Here is a 19,932-nt window from a genome sequence, read left to right on the forward strand (position 1 = left end):
GCGGGCCTTGACGTCGTAGTGTTCTGGCCCATGGCGGACAGCGGCGTAGCGCCCCCGGTGCCCGGCGGCAGACCACTTGTCGTACTCGACAATGTCAACAAGTACTTCGGCGACCTGCATGTCCTCAAGGACATCGACCTGACCCTGCACGAGGGTGAGGTCGTGGTCGTCATCGGCCCCTCCGGCGGAGGCAAGTCGACGCTCTGCCGCACGATCAACCGGCTGGAGACGATCGACGACGGCACGATCACCCTGGACGGGGTGCCCCTGCCCAGCGAGGGCGCGGCGCTGGCCAGGCTACGCGCCGACGTGGGCATGGTGTTCCAGTCCTTCAACCTCTTCGCCCACAAGACGATCCTGCAGAACGTCACCCTCGGGCCGACGAAGGTGCGCGGGGTGTCCCGGGTCGAGGCCGAGCGGGAGGCCATGATCCTGCTGGAACGGGTGGGCATCGCCGACCAGGCGCGCAAGTACCCGGCCCAGCTCTCCGGCGGCCAGCAGCAGCGCGCGGCCATCGCCCGCGCCCTGGCCATGAAGCCCAAGGTGATGCTGTTCGACGAGGCCACCTCGGCGCTCGACCCCGAGATGGTCAACGAGGTGCTCGATGTGATGACGGGCCTGGCCCGGGACGGCATGACCATGATCGTGGTCACTCACGAGATGGGCTTCGCCCGCAGCGCCGCGCAGCGGGTGGTCTTCATGGCGGACGGCCAGATCGCCGAGACGAGCACACCCGAAGAGTTCTTCACCCGGCCGCGCACCGACCGCGCCAAGGACTTCCTCTCCAAGATCCTCACTCACTGAGCCAGACGAAAATCGAGGTGCACACCATGAACGTGAGCCGATCAGGCATCGTGCTCGCCGCGCTGGCGACGGCCTCCCTCGCCCTCTCCGGATGCAGCGCCAAGAAGAACGACTCCGTCGCCGACAAGGCCAAGAACGACAAGAAGCTCGTCATCGGCGTCAAGTACGACCAGCCGGGACTGGGCGAGAAGACCGGAAGCGGCGCCCAGGGCTTCGACGTCGACGTCGCGAAGTACATCGCCAAGAAGCTGGGCGTGACCGACGAGAAGAACATCGAGCTGAAGGAGGCCCGGTCGGCCAACCGGGAGACGTTCCTCCAGAACGGCACCGTCGACATGGTCATCGCGACCTACTCGATCACCGCGGCGCGCAAGCCCAAGGTGACCTTCGCCGGGCCGTACATCGTCACCCACCAGGACATCATGACCCGGGCGGCCGACACCTCCGTCAAGGCCGTCACCGATCTCAAGAAGAAGAAGCTCTGCCAGGTGACCGGCTCGAACTCCTGGAAGAACATCACCGAGGGGCCCAACAAGCTCAACGTGAAGGTGGCCGCGGAGCTCATCCCGTCCGCGGGATACGAGGACTGCATCACCAAGCTCAAGGGCAACTCGATCGACGCGGTCTCCACCGACGCCACCATCCTGGCCGGCTTCTCGGCCCGCGAGCCCGGCGTCTTCAGGATCGCCAATGCCTCCTTCACCGACGAGAAGTACGGCGTCGGGCTCAAGAAGGGCGACATCAAGGGCTGTGAGGCCGTGAACAAGGCCATCGCCGCCATGTACGCCGACGGCACCACCAAGCAGCTGTGGGACAAGTGGTTCGGCAAGACCGGCCTGAACTTCGACGCCACGGCTCCGACGGCCGAAGGCTGCAGCTGACGCACCGCCGTGCCGATGAGCCCGTCCGGGCTCATCGGCTCCGCGTCCAGGGAGCTCAATGAACGCGCTTTTCGACTTCAGCCCGTTCGCCAAGGACGCCGACAAGGTACTGGCCGCCTTCTGGGCCACCATCCGGCTGTCGGCGATGACCGGGCTGCTGTCGCTGATCTTCGGCACCTTGCTGGCCGCCATGCGGGTGTCGCCGACCCCGATCGCCCGGGTCATCGGCACCTTGTACGTCAACACGCTGCGCAACACGCCGCTGACGTTGCTGCTGCTGCTGGTCAGCCTGGGGCTCAGCGACACCCTCCAGATCAGGCTCTCCGACCAGAGCACGATCAACGCGTACTGGCTGGCGGTGCTCGGCTTCTCCGCCTACACCGCCGCCTTCGTCTGTGAGGCGGTGCGGTCCGGCATCAACACCGTCCCGCTGGGGCAGGCGGAGGCCGCGCGGGCGATCGGGCTGACCTCCACACAGTCACTGCGCCTGGTGATCCTGCCGCAGGCCCTGCGCGCGGTCGTCGCCCCGCTGGGCAGCGTCATGATCGCCATGATCAAGAACTCGACGGTGGTGCTGGTGGCCGGCTACCTGGAGGCCACGGCCCAGATGAAGCAGATGTTCGACGACTACGGAGCGACGTTGCCGATCTTCCTTGGCTTCGCGGCCGGCTTCATGATCCTCACCCTGCCGACCGGGTTCTTCTTCGGCTGGCTGGCCAAGCGACTGGCCGTGGCCCGATGACGGCCCCCGCCGACGCCCCGGCCCCCGCCCCGGCCCCGGCCAAGCGCCGCCCCAGGCCGGCCGAGCGGGCCTCGGTCCTGTTCGACGTCCCCGGCCCGCGCGCCCGCCTGCGCAACAACGTCCTGACGCTCGTCTTCGTGGTCGTGGTGCTGGTGGTCGTGTACGCGGCCCTGGCCCGGCTCGACGAGAAGGGCCAGTTCAAGGGGGAGCTCTGGCGGCCGTTCCTGTGGGGCAGCACGTGGACGGACTTCATCATCCCCGGCCTGCTGGGCACCCTGAAGGCGGCGGCCGTGGCCGGGGTGCTCGCGCTGCTGGCCGGGGTGCTCTTCGGGCTCGGCAGGCTGTCGGACCACTGGTGGATCCGGGTGCCGGCGGGGGCGTTCGTGGAGTTCTTCCGCGCGATCCCGCTACTGCTGCTGATCTTCTTCGTGTTCTCCGGCCCGGCCACCATCGCGACCGCGCTCGACCGGGAGGTCCCGCAGATCAGCGCGTTCACCGCGGTGGTCGTCGGGCTCACGCTCTACAACGGGTCGGTGCTGGCCGAGATCGTCCGCGCCGGCATCCTCGCCGTGCCGAAGGGCCAGTCGGAGGCGGCCTACTCGATCGGTCTCCGCAAGAGCGGGGTCATGCTCCGGGTGCTGATCCCGCAGGCCACGACCGCGATGATGCCCGCCATCGTCAGCCAGCTCGTGGTGCTGCTCAAGGACTCGGCGCTCGGCTGGATCATCTCCTACGAGGACCTGCTCAACTCCGGCTTCCGATTCATCCCGACCAAGTACCACAACCTGCTGCCCGCGGCCATCGTCATCGCCGCCATCTACATCGCGATCAACCTGATCCTCAGCTTCACCGCGAACTGGCTGGAACGGCGCACCCGCCGCGTCGGCAGGACCTCCGCGGCCCCGCTCACCGGCACGGTCGGAGCGCCTGGTCAAGACGTGATCGTTTGACGAGGCGACGAAGCCGTATCATTCCGAGCTCAACTCTCAGGTCAAGGCCCCATTCCGCCCCACTTTGCGGGACGATTCCGCTATGACCGCTCGCGTGACCGCCCCCTATGGTTCCTGGCCCTCCCCGATCTCCGCCGCAGACGTCGCCAAGGCGCGGCTGCGCCTCAGTTTCCCCACCGTCCACGGCGACGACGTGTGGTGGCAGGAGACCCGGCCCGAGGAGGGCGGACGGACCACGATCGTCCAGTTGCACGGCAACGAGGCGGTGGAGCTGCTCCCCGCGCCGTGGGACGCCCGAACTCGGGTGCACGAGTACGGCGGGCGGTCATACCTGCCGATCCCCCTGAATCCGGCGGAGGGCGGGGGTCACACGGTCGTCTTCGCCAACTACGAGGACCAGCGGCTGCACCGGCTCGACCCCGGTGACGCCAAGCCGCGGCCGCTGACGCCCGAGCCCGCCGTCCCGGCCGGGCTGCGGTACGCCGACTTCGTGCTGTCCCCGGACGGCGACGAGGTCTGGTGCGTCTGCGAGGGTCACACTCCGGACGGCGTGCGGCGCGCCATCGTCGGCATCCCGCTGGACGGCAGCGCCGCCGAGGACCCCGCGGCCATCCGTGAGCTGGTCACCGGTGCGCACTTCTACGCCTCCCCGACGCCCTCCCCCGGCGGCGGCCACCTCGCCTGGGTGCAGTGGAGCCACCCGCGGATGCCCTGGGACGGCACCGAGCTGCGGGTCGGCGTGATCGACGACGGCAAGGTCACCGCGCCCCGGACGGTCAAGGGCGGCCTGACCGAGTCCGCGCTGGCCCCCACCTGGCGGGACGGCAAGAGCCTGTACGTCATCTCCGACTGGCCCGGCTGGTGGAACATCTACCAGGTGGGGCTGTACGGCGAGTCCCCGCAGGCGCTCTACCCGGCCGAGGAGGAGTTCGCCGGTCCCCTCTGGCAGCTCGGCGGCATGCCGTACGCGTCGTTGTCGGACGGCCGGCTGGCGGTCCTGCACGGCCAGGGCGACCAGCGGCTCAGCGTGTACGACCCCGAGACGCTGGAGCTGACCGAGCTGAACCTCCCGTACTCCGACTGGCAGATGTCGCTGTCGGCCGACGGCACCACCGTGGTCGGCATCGCCGGCGGCCCGACCACCTCCCCGACCGTCGTGATGATCGACACCAGCACCGGGCGGCACCGCGAGCTCCGCCGGGAGCTCGCCGCGCTGCCCGACGCCGCCTACCTGCCGGTGCCGCACGAGGAACGCCTCGAGGGCCCCTTCGGCCGGCCGGTGTACGCCTACGTGTACCCGCCCGCCAACCCGGCCGCGCAGGCCCCGCACAACGAGCTGCCCCCGTACGTGGTGTTCGTGCACGGCGGGCCCACCGGGCGCGCGTCCAGCGTGCTCAGCCTCGAACGCGCCTACTTCACCAGCCGCGGCATCGGGGTGGTGGATGTCAACTACGGCGGGTCCACCGGATACGGCCGGGCCTACCGCGAGCGGCTGCGCCGCCAGTGGGGCGTCGTCGACGTCGAGGACGCCGTCGCGGCGGCGGAGGCGCTCGTCAGGGCGGGCGCGGCGGACCCGGCGCGGCTGGCGATCCGGGGCGGCAGCGCCGGCGGCTGGACCACGCTGGCCGCCGTCACCCACACCGACGTGTTCCACGCCGCGACCTCGTACTTCGGCATCAGCGACCCGCGCAGCTTCCTGGACGAGACGCACGACTTCGAATCGCAGTACGTCTTCGGCCTGATCGGTCCGCTGCCCGGTTTCGAGCGGGCCTACGAGGAGCGGTCACCGCTCGTCCGCGCCGACCAGACCTCGTGCCCGGTGCTGCTGCTGCAGGGCATGGACGACCCGGTCGTCCCGCCCGTCCAGTCGCAGAAGTTCGCCGACGCGCTGGCCGAGCAGAACATGCCGTACACCTATCTCACCTTCGAGGGCGAGTCGCACGGGTTCCGCCGGGCCGAGACCACCATCACCTGCCTGGAGTCCGAGCTGTCCTTCTACGGCCAGACCCTCGGCTTCGCCCCGCACGGCGTGCCGAAGGTCAAGATCACCGTGGGGTGAGGCGCCGGGGTGCGCCCCGGCGCCCGCCTCAGGCCGCCCTGTCGGCGTCCTCCCGCAGCCGCCACACGTCCTGGTCGAAGTAGGGCGAGTAGGAGATGTCGGAGTACCTCCCGCCGCGCTGGTAGCCGCCGATGACTCCGTTGGTGGAGCCGGTCCTGGTCCGGGCGCTGTAGGACAGCAGCCACGGGCTGCCGCTGGTGCCCCCGGTGAAGCCGCCGCAGTCGAACCGCAGCTGGTACCTCGCCTGCCTCTTCGTCGTACCTCGGCAGTAGATCGGATGGTCCCTGCCGGCCGGGTACCCCACCACGTTCACGACGTGGCCGGGCCCCCTGTCGACCACCAGCCGGTTGCTGCCCACCACGCCGGCGAGCCTGCGGCCGTGCAGCGGGTCGACCGCCACGAACCCGAAGTCCAGGTCGGGGTCGCCGGCGCGGATCCAGCCCCGCTTGACCACCAGCACCCGGGCCGTCCAGACCCCGTAGGGACGCCGCCCGCCGTCGTAGCCGGGCACGAAGGCCACCCGGGACACGAAGCCCCGGCCCGGGCCGCCGTGGACGCAGTGCGCGGCCGTGATGAGCAGGTTGCGCTTCCTGCTGTCGATCACGCTGGCGGTGCAGTAGTGGTCGCCGTTGCCGTTGCGGAAGAACAGCGCGCCGATCGACGGCACCCCGTGGAACACGGTGGCGCTCCGCCACGCGGCACGGCCCGCGGGGTCGGGCGCCGGCCGCCCGGGCGCCCTGGGGTCCGCCGGGGTGGCGTCCCGCATCCGCTCCGGTGTCCAGTACGACTCCGACGACGCCGCCTCGGTCGCGCCGACCCGCTGGAGGCTCACCGGCGCCGCGCCGGGCCCCGCGCTCACCACTGCCGCCACGAGGCCGAGGCAGCCGGTCACGGCCGAGGTCAGCGCCACCGCCCGGACGCGTCCCCTCCGCACGCCGGCCGCACGGACCCCACCCGTCCCTGAACGCATGACCAGCAACTTAAGGACCGGCCGTCAGGCAAGGCAAGCGCCGGACCGCCAAGACTCCTTGCCCACCGGTTTCCCCCGGCTTAGCCCCTTCATTTCGTGATCATGCAATCGGTCGACGAGCGATTGCATGATCACGAAATGAAGGGAGGGGTTCGCTCGGCGGCGGTCGTCCCCGGGGGGGTCAGCGGGCGAACTCGGTCGCGCGCGACTCCCGGACCACGGTGACGCGAATCTGGCCCGGATAGGTCAACTCGTCCTCGACCTGCTTGGCGATGTCACGAGCGATCACCTGGGCCTGGATGTCGTCGACCGCGTCGGGCTTCACCATGACCCGGATCTCGCGGCCCGCCTGCATGGCGAACACCTTCTCCACGCCCTCGTGCTTGCTCTTGGCGATCTCCTCCAGCCGCTCCAGGCGCTTGACGTACGCCTCCAGCGACTCCCGGCGCGCGCCCGGCCGGCTGCCGCTTATCGCGTCCGCCGCCTGGGTGAGCACCGCCTCGACGGTACGGACCTCGACCTCGTTGTGGTGCGCCTCGATGGCGTGCACCACGTCCTCCTCCTCGCCGTACCGCCGGGCGATCTCCGCCCCGATCAACGCGTGGCTGCCCTCGACCTCGTGGGTGAGCGCCTTGCCGATGTCGTGCAGCAGCGTGCACCGCTTCACCAGGGGCACCGGCAGCCGCAGCTCCGCCGCCATCACCCCGGCGAGGTGCGCGGACTCGACCAGATGCTTGAGCACGTTCTGGCCGTAGGAGGTGCGGTAGCGCAGCTGGCCCAGCAGCGCGATCAGCTCGGGGTGCATCTCGGTGATGCCCAGGTCCACCAGGGCGTCCTCACCCGCGCGGACGCAGAGGTCCTCGACCTCGGACTTGCTGCGTTCGTAGATCTCCTCGATCCGCTGCGGATGGATCCGGCCGTCCAGCACCAGCTTGTCCAGCGTCAGCCGGCCCACCTCCCGCCGCACCGGATCAAAACAGCTCAGCAGCACCGCCTCGGGCGTGTCATCGATGATCAGGTTGACCCCGGTCGTCGACTCGAAGGCCCGGATGTTGCGGCCCTCCCGGCCGATGATCCGGCCCTTCATCTCATCGCTGGGCAGATGCAGCACCGAGACCACCGACTCGGCCGTCTGCTCGCTCGCCACCCGCTGGATCGCCAGCGTCACGATCTTGCGCGCCCGCTTGTCGCCCTCCTCGCGGGCCTTGCCCTCGATCTCCCGGGTGAGCAGGACCGCCTCCCGCTTGGCCTGGTTCTCGATGGCCGCGATCAGCTCGGCCTTGGCCTGCTCGACGGTCAGCGCGGCGGCCTGCTCGAGCACCTGGCGGCGCTCCTCGTCGAGCCGGGCGAGCTCGGCCTTGCGGTCGTCCAGGCTCCGCTCCGCCGTGCCGAGCTGGTCCGTCCGCTCGGCCAGTCGGCGCAGCTCGTCATCCAGCCGCTGCTCGCGCTCGGCCAGCCGGCTCTCCCTGCGCTCCAGATCCTCCCGGATCGTCCGCAGGTCCTCCTTGACGGCCTTGGCCTCTTCCTCGATCTCGGCCCGGGCCGACTGGGCGGCGGACTGCGCCCGCGACTCCGCCTCGCGCAGGATGTCCTGGGCCTCGGACCGCGCCTGGGCGCGGATGCCGTCGGCCTCCCCGTGCAGGTCGTCGAGGTCCTCCTGCGACGGTGTCCCGCCGGTGGGATGCGCGGCCTTCCCGGCCTGATCCTGGGAGCCGTGCGGTCTGCGCAGCAGGACCACCAGAAGAGCGACGAGGGTGACCAGCAACGCCGCACCCAGCAGTGCGCTCTCCATGGTCCAGACCCCTTTCTCCGCGCCGGCTCCACCGGAGGCTCGAGGAGCCCTGCATCGCGAGGGGTTTACTCACGCCCCGGGGGACCACCGAACGTCGACGCAGGGCAACGCAGAGCAAGCGCCACGACCCGGACCCCGGTCATGCCGAAGCCGGTGGGCACGTACCCGAACTCGTGTCCTTTATGTCCCTCAGGTGCTCGCACATGTCACGTCGTATGGTCATCCGCAGTGCACGGAGTAACTCCTCACTGCCGTAACGGTAAGCGGCAAGTATGTAATGAGCAAGCAAACTCGGAGCAATCTGGACACTCCACGCGCCACAATGCGGTGGTCAGGTGAGTGTTCGGCTTTCCGGCAACCGACCTGTCACCAGCCCGTTCACCGGTAAAACCGCGGTCCGCGAGCGGCAAGGATCGCGCCACGACCAAGATCCGCCACCGGGCGTGTCGCCTTGCTCACGCCATCGGGTGTTCCGGTCCCGGACGGCCACCGCCCGCGACTCGCCGGAACCGCCCCTTCACTCTCCGGGACGGTGCCTCCCGGAGACCCACCCGGGATCCGCACTCCGGAGGGAGCGGCCCCTTCACTCCTCGGGGCCGTCTTCGGGGAACTCCTCGACGTCCGCCCCTTCGGCCGCCAGCGCGTCCTTGACCACGCGGTAGGCCAGCCCCGGCGAGTAGCCCTTGCGGGCGAGCATGCCCACCAGCTGGCGCATCCTCTTGACCGGGTCGGCACTGCGGGTCGACGCCAGCCGCCGGTCGACCAGCTCCCGGGCCCTGGTCTCCTCCTGGTCGGGGTCGAGCTCGGCCACGGCCTCCTTGACGGTCTCGTCGGCCACCCCGCGCCTGCGCAGCTCCGCCGCCAGCGCCCGGCCGGCGAGCCCGCGGCCCCGATGCCTCGACTCCACCCAGGCCCGGGCGAACGCGGCGTCATCGATCAGGCCGACCTCGGAGAACCGGCCCAGCACCCGCTCGGCCACGTCGCCGGGCACGTTCTTGCGCTGCAGCGCCTCCGCCAGCTGGGACCGGGTGCGCGGCGACATGGTCAGCAGCCGCAGGCAGACCTCCCGGGCCACCGCCTCCGGATCGGCGGGCGGCGTGTCGGCCGCGCCGCTGCCGGGAGCAGGGCCGTCCGGGAACCTGTCACCGCCGCCCCTCCGGCGCCCGCCGCGGCCCCCTCCGCCACCTTTTCGGCCGGCCCCCCGGCCGGTGCCGCGGCCACGCGGAGTGTCCGTGCTCAACGGAGGCCCCCGGCGGGGGCGGCGGCACCACCGGGGAAGGGTCTCCCGGCGATTCCGCCTCCGGACCGGCCTGCCTCGGTCGATTCGAGGCCGGCCGGCCGGGCGCTTCGCTGGGAGGTACGGCGCCGCCGCCCGTCAAGAGAGATCATTACTCACTCTTCGTCAGGATTCACCTGGCTTCCACGATTTAGGTCAGGAATCTCCGTTTTTAGCGGCCTTCGACCCACGCCGGGCGGCCCCGCCGGTCACGCTGCCGACCGGGGGCGCGTCCACCGGCGCCACGACCGGGGCATCCGCCGGCTGGTCGAGCTTGGGACCGACCCCGAGCTTCTCCTTGATCTTCTTCTCGATCTCGTCGGCCATGTCGGGGTTGGCCTTCAGGAAGTTCCGGGCGTTCTCCTTGCCCTGGCCGAGCTGGTCGCCCTCGTAGGTGTACCAGGCACCGGACTTACGGACGAAGCCCTGCTCGACCCCCATGTCGATCAGGCCGCCCTCCTTGCTGATGCCCTGGCCGTACATGAGGTCCATGTCGGCGACCTTGAAGGGCGGCGAGACCTTGTTCTTCACGACCTTGACGCGCATCCGGTTGCCGACCGCCTCGGTGCCGTCCTTGAGCGTCTCGATCCGCCGCACGTCCAGCCGGATGGAGGAGTAGAACTTCAGCGCCCGACCGCCCGTCGTCGTCTCCGGGCTCCCGAACATGACGCCGATCTTCTCGCGCAGCTGGTTGATGAAGATGACCGTCGTCTTGGTCTGGTTGATGGCGCCGGTCATCTTGCGGAGGGCCTGGGACATCAGCCGGGCCTGGAGGCCCACGTGGCTGTCGCCCATCTCGCCCTCGATCTCGGCGCGCGGCACGAGCGCGGCCACCGAGTCGACCACGATGATGTCGATCGCGCCGGACCGGATCAGCATGTCGGTGATCTCGAGCGCCTGCTCACCGGTGTCGGGCTGGGAGACGAGCAGGGCGTCGGTGTCGACGCCGATCTTCTTCGCGTACTCCGGGTCGAGGGCGTGCTCGGCATCGACGAACGCGGCGATCCCGCCCGCCTTCTGGGCACTGGCCACGACATGGAGCGCCAGGGAGGTCTTACCGGAGCTCTCCGGTCCGTACACCTCGACGACCCGGCCCCGCGGGACGCCGCCGATGCCCAGGGCGACGTCCAGGGCGATCGAGCCGGTCGGGATGACCTCCATCGGGACCCGCGCCTCGTCGCCGAGCCGCATGACCGAGCCCTTGCCGAACTGCCGCTCGATCTGCGCGAGCGCGGTCTCGAGAGCCTTCTCCCGGTCGTTTGCTGCCATGAGATATCCCTGTCCTATCCCAGGCTGAGCGCCTGGAGATGACCCTGGTGGGTGCTGAGCCGTTCATTGACGAGAGCGACGCTACGGGGACCCGCCGACAGTTTCGAGGGCCCGCCACGGCTGTGAACATCGTCCCGTGCGGACACCACCTTACCGAACACTCGTTCGATCATGGGCCGACGCACCGATTTGGCGGGAATCTTCGTGCGCGGGGCGCCGCGCGGACCGTACAGTGATCCGTCAGGGAGACCTGATGCCGCTGACCGTTCTCTTCTGTGCCGACCCGCTCGATCCCCGGCGTGCCGACCCCCACTTCGCCCGCGAGGCCGCCTCGGTCCGGGCCATCTACGGCGAGGCGCCCTTGATCGACCACGACGCGCTGCAGCGCGGCGACCTGGCCGAGGCCGTCCGGCGCGTCCCCCGCGACCTGGGGCCCGCCTGGTACCGCGGCTGGATGGTCACCGCGGGGCAGTACGAGCAGCTCGCCGCGGCCCTCGACGACAAGGGCACCCCTCTGATCACCCTGCCCGCCGACTACCGGCGGGCCCATGAGCTGCCCGGCTGGCACGACACCTTCGCCGGTCTCACCCCGCCGAGCGTCTGGCTGCCGCTCTCCCCCGGCGCCGACCCCGACGAGGAGGTCCTGGTGGACCTGGTCCAGGGGCTCCCGGACGGCGCGGCGGTGGTGAAGGACTACGTGAAGTCCCGCAAGCACGAGTGGGACGAGGCCTGCTTCGTCCCGGACCTGCGCGACGCCGAGGATCTGCACCGGGTCATCACCCGCATGATCGAGCTGCAGGACGACTTCCTCGCCGGCGGCGTCGTGGTGCGGGCGTTCGAGCCGTACCTCGGCCCGGAGGCGCGGGTGTGGTGGGTGGACGGCGAGCCGGTGCTGACCGGGCCGCACCCCGACACCCCGGAGAGCAGGCCGGACCCGGTGCTGGACGACGTACGGGCCGCGATCAGGGCCCTCGGCTGCCGGTTCGTCACCACCGACCTGGCCCTGCGCGCCGACCAGGTGTGGCGGGTGGTCGAGGTGGGCGACGGCCAGGTGAGCGATCTGGCCTCGTCCGAGGACCCCATCGAGCTCTACGAGCAGCTCCCCGGCGGTGCGCTGTCCTGACCGGTCCCGCCCCCGGCTCCGCCGGCCTCAGGGCCTGCCCTCCCGGAGGCGGAGCGCTGTCCTGGGAGGTCGGGACCACGGTCCCTTCAGCGCGGGCGGGCCGAGACCTACCATGAATGCCCTCGCTTCCTCCGCCCGGAACGCACCGGTACGGCGGGAACGTCACAATGTCATGGTCCTCGCCTCCGATGAGACGAAATCCTGATCCGGCAGAGCTACTGCCGTCGTACCGCACGCCCTAGAATCGCTCATCGCACCGAGCCCCGGAGGGACCCCCACCATGCCAGCATCGGACGCCAGACGGCGGTTGAGCTCCCGTGTCGTGAAGATCGGCATGTTGAGCGCCCTCTCCGTCACTCTGGTGGCCTGCTCCTCGCAGTCGACGACCCGGTACTGCGTGGACCGGCAGGACCCGGCCGGGTTCTTCGATCGTTCCAAGGGCGGCTACCAGGTGGTCCCGGACGTCTACTGCGCGACCACGTACTCCCTGGGGTCTCCCAACTACAACCGCTACTTCTGGTACTACGGCGGGCGCGGCTACACCTCCCACGGGCGCCACTACATCTACCGGGGCTCCTCGATCGCCCCCCGCGGCAAGACGATCAAGTCGAGCAGCGGGCACACGATCAGCCGGGGCGGTTTCGGCGGCCATTCCTCGCACCGTTCGTCGGGCGGCTGAGGTGCTCCGGGAACGGTCCGCCGTGCGGCCCGGGTGGGAGAAGATCATCGAGGAGCAGGGGCTCGCCTTCCACCGCACCTCGCATCCCGCCCACCTGACCAGGCCCTACTGGGACGAGTCGGTCCACTACGTGTTCGACATGGAGCAGGTGCTGGCGCTGGAGAAGGTCGTCGAGGACCTGCACCAGATGTGCCTGCAGGCCGTGGAGCACGTGGTCACCACGGGCCGCTACCACGTGCTGGGGCTGCCGGACTGGCTGGCGCCGTCCATCGAGGCCTCCTGGCGGCGGCGGGACCCCTACCTCTACGGGCGGTTCGACCTGCGCTACGACGGCGAGGGCCCGGCGAAGCTGCTGGAGTACAACGCCGACACCCCGACCTGCCTGGTGGAGGGCTCGGTCGTCCAGTGGTTCTGGAAGGAGGACCTCTTCCCCGAGGACGACCAGTGGAACTCGGTGCACGAGGCCCTGATCGCCCGCTGGGAGGAGATCAAGCCGCGGCTGGCGCCGGGGCCGGTGCACTTCGCCTGGCCGGGCGAGGACGAGTCCGGTGAGGACTACATGACGATCGCCTACATCCAGGAGACCGCCGAGCAGGCCGGGCTCCAGGGGGTGTCGATCGCCATGGAGGACATCGGCTGGCACTCGGGGACCAGGCGCTTCGTCGACCTCCAGGAGCGGGAGATCAGGACGATCTCCAAGCTCTATCCGTGGGAGTGGATCGTCACCGAGAGCTTCGGCCGGAACGTGCCGGAGGCCCCGACGGCGTGGATCGAGCCCATGTGGAAGATGCTGCTGTCCAACAAGGGCCTGCTGGTGCTGCTGTGGGAGCTGTTCCCCGGGCATCCCAACCTGCTGCCCGCCTATCTCAACACCCCGGCGAACCTCACCTCCTACATCCAGAAGCCGCTGCTGGGCCGGGAGGGCAACAACATGCGGATCGTCACCCCGGACGGCCCGCAGGTGCAGACCGGGGGCGACTACGGCGCGGAGGGCTACGTCTTCCAGGAGTTCATGGCCCTTCCCGAGTTCGACGGCCAGTACCCGGTGCTCGGCACCTGGGTGGTGGGCGACGAGTCGGTGGGGCTCGGCATCCGGGAGACCACTGCCCTCATCACCGACGACACCTCCTCCTTCGTCCCCCATCGCATCCGCCTCTGACAGAACCCCTCTGAAGCACCCACTTCAGGCATCCCCTTCTAAGGAGCAACATGGCACTGGCGCTGGAAAGCGGCTTTGTTTCGACGCTGGGCCACAACACGGCGGCGATCTCGGCGTACGCCGGTGTCGGCCTGGTCCTGTTCGTGGCCGGTTTCTACGTGGTGGACCTGGCCACGCCGGGCAGGCTGATCTCGGTGATCCGGCATGAGCGCAACCCGAACGCGACGGCGCTCGCGACGGCGGCGATGGTCGCGGTCGGCCTGATCGTGGCCGCCTCCATCTACGGCTCGGAGGGCAATCTCGGCGAGGGCCTGATCGCCACCGTCGTCTACGGCCTCGTCGGGATCGTCGTGCAGACGATCGCGATGCTGGTGTTCAACCTGCTGATCGGGGTGAAGATCAGCACCCTGTGCCGGGAGGAGAAGCTGGAGCCGGCCGCCCTGCTGCTGGCCTCGACCTATGTGATGATCGGCCTCGTCACCGGCATCTCCGTCATCTGACCCCACCCGAGCCCCGCCCAAGCCCGACCCGAGCCCGAGCTGAGCTCCGCCGACCGAGCCTTCCGTGATCATGAAATCGTTGGACGATTGATTGCATGATCACGGAAGGCGAGGGCCAAGGCGAAGAGTGGCGGGCGGAGGGAGAGGGGCGGGGGCCGTGAGCCGCTGCCGGAGCGGGACGGCGGGGTCAGCGGAGCCTGTCGGGGACGTCGAAGGTGGCGCAGACGGCGGCCCACACCCTCTTGGCGCTGTCCCCGTCGGCGAGGGCCTGCTCGATGGTGCGGCCGCCGAGCTCGGCGATGACGTAGTCCTTGGCGACGCTGGCCGCGTAGACCTCGCCGAACTGCTCGTTCATCAGCTGCCAGAACCTCGTGAGACGCACCCGCCCACGCTACCGGTCGCGGCAGAGCCCTCGGTCCCGCCGCGATCCCGCAGGGCGCGCGGCCGGGACGGGAGGTGACCGCTGGGTCATCGGCCGGGGCGCACCCGTCGGCGGCATCCGCCGGGCGGAGGCATCATAGGGGAATGCCCGACCGCTTCTCCGCCGCCACCCGCGCCTGGTTCACCGGGGCGTTCTCGGCCCCCACCGCCGCGCAGGCGGGCGCCTGGGAGGCGATCTCGCGCGGCGACAACACGCTGGTGGTGGCGCCGACCGGTTCGGGCAAGACCCTGGCCGCCTTCCTGTGGTCCCTCGACCGGCTGGCCGCCACACCGCCCCCCGGCAATCCCAAGCATCGCGCCCGGGTGCTCTACATCTCGCCGCTGAAGGCCCTCGCGGTGGACATCGAGCGCAACCTGCGGGCGCCGCTGACCGGCATCCGGCAGGCGGCGCGGCGGCTGGGGCTCACCGAGCCGGACATCCGGGTCGGGGTGCGGTCCGGCGACACCCCCGCCGACGAGCGCCGGCGGCTGGTCTCCCGGCCCCCGGACATCCTCATCACCACCCCCGAGTCGTTCTTCCTGATGCTGACCTCGCAGGCCAGGGAGTCGCTCCGCGGGATCGAGACCGTGATCATCGACGAGGTGCACGCGGTGGCCGCCACCAAGCGCGGCTCCCATCTGGCGCTGTCGCTGGAGCGGCTGGACGCCCTGCTGGAGCGGCCGGCCCAGCGCATCGGGCTGTCGGCGACGGTCCGGCCCGTGGAGGAGGTGGCGGCCTACCTCGGCGGCGCCCGGCCCGCGACCGTGGTCCAGCCGCCGAACGAGAAGGCCTTCGAGCTCCGGATCGTCGTGCCGATCGAGGACATGACCGAGCCCGGGGAGTCCGGCGGGGACCTCGAGCTGGAGCCCTCGCGGCGCTCGATCTGGCCGCACGTCGAGGAGCGGTTGCTCGATCTGATCGAGGCGCATCGCTCGACGATCGTGTTCGCCAACTCCCGGCGGCTCGCCGAGCGGCTCTGCGGCAAGCTCAACGAGCTGGCCTACGAGCGCGAGAACGGCGAGGCGCTGCCCGAGGACGTCGCCCCGGCCGACCTCATGGCGCAGGCCGGCGCGCTGAGGGGCGCACCGCGGGAGGTCGCCCGGGCGCACCACGGTTCGGTGTCCAAGGAGGAGCGGGCCGGCATCGAGGAGGCCCTCAAGCAGGGCCGGCTGCCCGCGGTGGTGGCGACCTCCAGCCTGGAGCTGGGCATCGACATGGGCGCGGTGGACCTGGTGGTGCAGGTGGAGTCCCCGCCGTCGGTGGCCAGCGGCCTGCAGCGCGTCGGCCGGGCGGGCCACCAGGTCGGCGCGGTCTCCAAGGGAGTGATCTTCCCGAAGTACCGGGGAGACCTGGTGCAGACCGCGGTCGTGGCGGAGCGGATGCGCGACGGGCGGATCGAGGCGCTCCGCTATCCGCGCAACCCGCTGGACGTGCTGGCCCAGCAGATCGTGGCCATGGTCGCGATGGACGAGTGGACGGTCGACGAGGTGGAGACGCTCGTGCGTCGGGCCGCGCCGTACGCCACCCTCCCCCGCTCGGCGCTGGAGGCCACGCTGGACATGCTGGCCGGGCGGTACCCCAGCGACGAGTTCGGTGAGCTGCGGCCCCGGCTGGTGTGGGACCGGGTGACCGGCACGCTCCGCGACCGGCCCGGCTCCCAGCGGCTCGCCGTCACCAGCGGCGGGACCATCCCCGACCGCGGCCTGTTCGGAGTCTTTCTCGTCGGGGGTTCCGGGGGTCGTCCCCCGGGCGGGCACGGCCTCGTCGGGGAGAAGTCCTCGCGGGTGGGCGAGCTGGACGAGGAGATGGTGTACGAGTCGCGCATCGGCGACGTGTTCGTGCTGGGCGCCTCCTCCTGGCGGATCGAGGACATCACCCCGGACCGGGTGCTGGTCTCGCCGGCCCCGGGGCAGCCCGGGAAGCTGCCGTTCTGGCACGGCGACTCCCCCGGCCGCCCGGTCGAGCTGGGCCGGGCGCTGGGCGCGTTCACCCGGGAGCTGGCCGGCATGGAGCCCGCCGCCGCGCGGGAGCGGGTGGCCGCGGCGGGCCTGGACGAATGGGCGGCCGGCAACCTGGTGTCCTATCTGGCCGAGCAGCGAGAGGCCACCCTGCACGTGCCCGACGATCGCACACTGGTCGTCGAGCGCTTCCGCGACGAGCTCGGCGACTGGCGGCTGGTCCTGCACTCGCCGTACGGGGCGCTGGTGCACGCGCCGTGGGCGCTGGCCATCACCGCCCGGCTGCGGGAGCGGTACGGCGTGGACGCCCAGGCGGTGCACGCCGACGACGGGATCGTGCTGCGCATCCCCGACACCGACTCGATGCTCTTCGACGAGGGCGCCACCGGCACGCCCCCGCCGGCCGACCTGGTGCTGTTCGAGCCCGAGGAGATCGAGCGGATCGTGGTCGACGAGCTGGGCTCCTCGGCACTGTTCGCGGCGCGGTTCCGGGAGTGCGCGGCACGCTCGCTGCTGCTCCCCCGGCGCCGCCCGGACAAGCGGATGCCGCTGTGGCAGCAGCGACAGCGGTCGTCGCAGCTGCTGGCCGTGGCCGGCAAGTACGCCTCGTTCCCGATCGTGCTGGAGACGATGCGCGAGTGCCTCCAGGACGTCTTCGACGTGCCGGGGCTGGTCCAGCTGATGCGTGACCTGGCGGGCCGGGCGGCCCGGCTGGTCGAGGTCGAGACCCCCGCCCCCTCGCCGTTCGCCCGGTCGCTGCTGTTCCACTACGTCGGCGCGTTCATGTACGCCGGTGACGCCCCGCTGGCCGAGCGGCGCGCCCAGGCCCTGGCCCTGGACTCGGCGCTGCTGGCCGAGCTGCTGGGCCAGGCCGACCTGCGTGAGCTGCTGGACCTGGAAGTGGTGGCCGACGCGGAGCGGGAGCTGCAGCGGCTCGCCACCGACCGGCGGGCCGGGGACGCCGAGGGCGTCGCCGACCTGCTCCGTCAGCTGGGTCCGCTGACCACCGGCGAGGTGGCCGAGCGCTGCACGCCGGACACCACCGGGGAGGTGCCGAGGTGGCTGGCCGGGCTGGCGGAGTCCCGGCGCGCGATCCGGGTCCGGATCAGCGGTGCCGAGCGGTGGGCAGCGATCGAGGACGCCGGCCGGCTGCAGGACGCCCTCGGGGTGCCACTGCCCGTCGGCATCCCGGAGGCCTTCCTCGAGCCGGTCGCCGACCCCCTCGGGGACCTGCTCGGCCGGTACGCCCGGACGCACGGGCCGTTCCGGGCCGCCGCGGCCGCCGCGCGGTTCGGGCTGGGCGGCGCGGTGGTGGCCGAGACCCTGCGCCGGCTGGCCGCCGGCGGGAGGGTGGTCGAGGGCGAGTTCCTCCCGGTGGAGGCCCTGTCCGGGCCGCCGGGGACCGAGTGGTGCGACGCGGGCGTCCTGCGGATGCTGCGCCGCCGGTCGCTGGCCCGGCTGCGCGCGGAGGTGGAGCCGTCCCCGCCGGAGTCCCTCGGCCGTTTCCTGCCCGCCTGGCACGGCATCGGGAGCGGGCGGCTACGGGGCATCGACGCGCTGGTGCAGGCGATCGAGCAGCTGCAGGGCGCGGCGGTGCCCGCCTCGGCGCTGGAGTCGCTGATCCTGCCGGCCCGGGTCCCCGGCTACTCCCCGGCGATGCTGGACGAGCTGACCTCCACCGGCGAGGTCGTCTGGGCCGGGCAGGGCGCCCTGCCCGGCGGCGACGGCTGGATCTCGCTCTACCTGGCCGACACCGCCCCGCTGCTCATGGCCGACCCGGGTGAGATCACCCTGACCCCGCCGCACGAGAAGGTACTGGAGGCGCTGGCCGACGGCAGCGCGCTGTTCTTCCGTACGCTCTCCGACCGGATCAACGGTGTCCGGATCGGTACCGTGCCCGTACCCCCGTCCCGGGTCCGGGCACCGGCCGATCACGTGGATGGCCGGCCGCCCGGGGACCAGCCCGCCGGCCAGAACCCCGGTGAACAGGCACCCGTCGCGCCCGCCCGGCTGAGCGACCAGGATCTGGCCACGGTGCTCTGGGACCTGGTGTGGGCCGGCCACCTCACCAACGACACGCTCGCCCCGCTGCGCACCACGCTGGGGTCGGGGCGCCCGGCGCACCGGTCGCGCGGCACCGCCCGCCGGGGACGGCCCGTGCTCCCCTCCCGGACCGGGCCGCCGACCGTGGCGGGCCGGTGGTGGCTGGCGCCCGCCCGCGACACGGACCGCACCCGCCGGGCGCACGCGCTCGCCGAGGTGCTGCTCGAGCGGTACGGCATCGTCATCCGTGGCGCGGTGGCCGCCGAGCGCACTCCCGGCGGGTTCGCGGCGGTGTACCCGGTGCTGCGCGCCTTCGAGGAGGGCGGCCGGTGCCGTCGCGGCTACTTCGTGGAGGGCCTGGGCGCGGCCCAGTTCGCCCTCCCCGGGGCCGTGGACCGGCTGCGGGCCATGCGGGAGGCGCGCCCGGAGCCGGTGGACGACCCGTGGGCCACGCCCGCCACCGGCCGGGGCAGGGACCGGGGCCGTCGCACGCTGGTGCTGGCCGCGGCCGATCCGGCCAACCCGTACGGCGCGGCGCTGCCGTGGCCGGAGGCCGGGCGCGCGGGGGCCGAGGGCCGCCCGGAGGCCGCCAGCGGCCACAAGCCCGGCCGCAAGGCCGGCGCACTGGTCGTGCTCGTCGACGGCGACCTCGTCCTCTACGTGGAACGCGGCGGCCGCACGCTGCTGTCCTTCCAGCCGCCGGGCGAGGAGCGCGAGGTCCTGCAACCGGCCGTCGACGCGCTGGCCCTGGCCGTCCGGGAGGGAGCGCTGGGCAAGCTGACGGTGGAACGCGCCGACGGGGAGCCGATCGGCGGCTCGCCGCTGGCGGAGGCGCTGGAGACGGCGGGATTCCATCCGACCCCGCGAGGGCTCCGCCTGCGGCGTTGAGGCCACGGCGGCGTTGATTCAGGGCGGCGGGCCACGGCGGCGAAACTTTTCCATGAAGCTGCAATAAAACAGCCGTCCGCTTCGTTCGTCCTAAGGGCGGATGACGAATCATTCGCTCGGCCGATGCGCCGGTCCCGGCGTTTCGAGATCATGAAGGTCAACGGGGTCAGTGGTGGTGTGGGTGGCCATGCCATCGGTTACGGGGAGTTGGCATGACATCGACGGCTCGATGGGCGATAGCGCAGCGGCGCAAGCGCCTGGTGATCAGCCAGACGGTACGCGACCGGGTCCAGCAGGACCCGAGGCGCCAGCCGGTCGGCGCGCTGCCGAAGGTCACCGACCACTGAGTCCGGCCCGGCGACCGGACCAGAAGGACCGGTCGCCGGCGCGATGCGGCATCAGCCGACGACGCGGGGGC

The 19,932-nt window shown here is 71.4% G+C and carries 16 protein-coding genes; 11 read left to right on the plus strand and 5 right to left on the minus strand.

Annotation, left to right across the window (positions count from 1 at the left end; genetic code table 11):
* Positions 1–30: 30 nt before the first annotated feature.
* The 5 genes from ACRYCC_RS42240 (at position 31) to ACRYCC_RS42260 (ending at position 5,436) form a co-directional block, all read left to right on the plus strand.
* The gene (locus ACRYCC_RS42240; RefSeq protein ID WP_433819795.1) at positions 31–804 is read left to right on the plus strand and encodes an amino acid ABC transporter ATP-binding protein; all 774 of its coding nucleotides are present in this window, start codon (positions 31–33) and stop codon (positions 802–804) included.
* 26 nt (positions 805–830) lie between these two features.
* On the plus strand, positions 831–1,685 hold the full coding sequence (locus ACRYCC_RS42245) for a glutamate ABC transporter substrate-binding protein (protein WP_433819796.1): 855 nt from the start codon (positions 831–833) through the stop codon (positions 1,683–1,685).
* Between the two features lie 58 nt (positions 1,686–1,743).
* A complete protein-coding gene (locus ACRYCC_RS42250; RefSeq protein ID WP_433819797.1) occupies positions 1,744–2,427 on the plus strand; it encodes an amino acid ABC transporter permease in 684 nt (227 codons plus the stop codon).
* The gene (locus ACRYCC_RS42255) at positions 2,424–3,377 is read left to right on the plus strand and encodes an amino acid ABC transporter permease (RefSeq protein ID WP_433819798.1); all 954 of its coding nucleotides are present in this window, start codon (positions 2,424–2,426) and stop codon (positions 3,375–3,377) included. The genes ACRYCC_RS42250 and ACRYCC_RS42255 overlap by 4 nt, the downstream gene beginning before the upstream one ends.
* 82 nt (positions 3,378–3,459) lie before the next feature.
* Positions 3,460–5,436, plus strand: a complete 1,977-nt coding sequence (locus ACRYCC_RS42260; protein WP_433819800.1) for a S9 family peptidase — start codon at positions 3,460–3,462, stop codon at positions 5,434–5,436.
* A gap of 28 nt (positions 5,437–5,464) precedes the next feature.
* Here the strand turns inward: ACRYCC_RS42260 and ACRYCC_RS42265 are convergent, their stop codons facing one another.
* The 4 genes from ACRYCC_RS42265 to recA form a co-directional block, all read right to left on the minus strand.
* Positions 5,465–6,406, minus strand: coding sequence for a trypsin-like serine peptidase (locus tag ACRYCC_RS42265; protein WP_433819801.1), 942 nt, complete (start codon positions 6,404–6,406; stop codon positions 5,465–5,467).
* A gap of 181 nt (positions 6,407–6,587) precedes the next feature.
* A complete protein-coding gene (gene rny / locus ACRYCC_RS42270) occupies positions 6,588–8,198 on the minus strand; it encodes a ribonuclease Y (protein ID WP_433819802.1) in 1,611 nt (536 codons plus the stop codon).
* A 583-nt stretch (positions 8,199–8,781) separates the two neighbouring features.
* Positions 8,782–9,438 (minus strand): recombination regulator RecX, encoded by a 657-nt coding sequence (gene recX, locus ACRYCC_RS42275; RefSeq protein ID WP_433819803.1) that lies wholly within the window; start codon positions 9,436–9,438, stop codon positions 8,782–8,784.
* 192 nt (positions 9,439–9,630) lie between these two features.
* Entirely contained in the window at positions 9,631–10,743 is a 1,113-nt protein-coding gene (gene recA, locus ACRYCC_RS42280) for a recombinase RecA (protein WP_433819805.1), read from the minus strand.
* Positions 10,744–10,996: 253 nt separating this feature from the next.
* On the opposite strand from recA, the gene ACRYCC_RS42285 reads away from it, so the two are divergent.
* From ACRYCC_RS42285 to ACRYCC_RS42300, 4 genes are all read left to right on the plus strand, one after another.
* Positions 10,997–11,866, plus strand: a complete 870-nt coding sequence (locus ACRYCC_RS42285; protein WP_433819806.1) for an ATP-grasp domain-containing protein — start codon at positions 10,997–10,999, stop codon at positions 11,864–11,866.
* Positions 11,867–12,146: 280 nt separating this feature from the next.
* Complete coding sequence (locus tag ACRYCC_RS42290) at positions 12,147–12,545, plus strand: DUF1190 domain-containing protein (RefSeq protein WP_433819807.1); 399 nt, start codon at positions 12,147–12,149, stop codon at positions 12,543–12,545.
* Between the two features lies 1 nt (position 12,546).
* A complete protein-coding gene (locus ACRYCC_RS42295; RefSeq protein ID WP_433819808.1) occupies positions 12,547–13,704 on the plus strand; it encodes a glutathionylspermidine synthase family protein in 1,158 nt (385 codons plus the stop codon).
* Positions 13,705–13,754: 50 nt separating this feature from the next.
* On the plus strand, positions 13,755–14,204 hold the full coding sequence (locus ACRYCC_RS42300; protein ID WP_433819810.1) for a DUF350 domain-containing protein: 450 nt from the start codon (positions 13,755–13,757) through the stop codon (positions 14,202–14,204).
* A 187-nt stretch (positions 14,205–14,391) separates the two neighbouring features.
* On the opposite strand, the gene ACRYCC_RS42305 is transcribed toward ACRYCC_RS42300, so the two are convergent.
* Positions 14,392–14,586: a DUF3046 domain-containing protein gene (locus ACRYCC_RS42305; RefSeq protein ID WP_433819811.1), complete on the minus strand. Its 195-nt coding sequence runs from the start codon at positions 14,584–14,586 to the stop codon at positions 14,392–14,394.
* A gap of 143 nt (positions 14,587–14,729) precedes the next feature.
* Between ACRYCC_RS42305 and ACRYCC_RS42310 the strand changes: the two genes are divergently transcribed.
* Both ACRYCC_RS42310 and ACRYCC_RS42315 read left to right on the plus strand, forming a co-directional pair.
* Positions 14,730–19,514, plus strand: a complete 4,785-nt coding sequence (locus tag ACRYCC_RS42310) for an ATP-dependent helicase (RefSeq protein WP_433819813.1) — start codon at positions 14,730–14,732, stop codon at positions 19,512–19,514.
* A gap of 212 nt (positions 19,515–19,726) precedes the next feature.
* The gene (locus ACRYCC_RS42315) at positions 19,727–19,861 is read left to right on the plus strand and encodes a hypothetical protein (protein ID WP_433819815.1); all 135 of its coding nucleotides are present in this window, start codon (positions 19,727–19,729) and stop codon (positions 19,859–19,861) included.
* Positions 19,862–19,932: the final 71 nt, after the last annotated feature.

The organism is Actinomadura scrupuli (assembly GCF_050971785.1).
GTDB classification, from domain to species: Bacteria; Actinomycetota; Actinomycetes; order Streptosporangiales; family Streptosporangiaceae; genus Actinomadura_E; species Actinomadura_E scrupuli.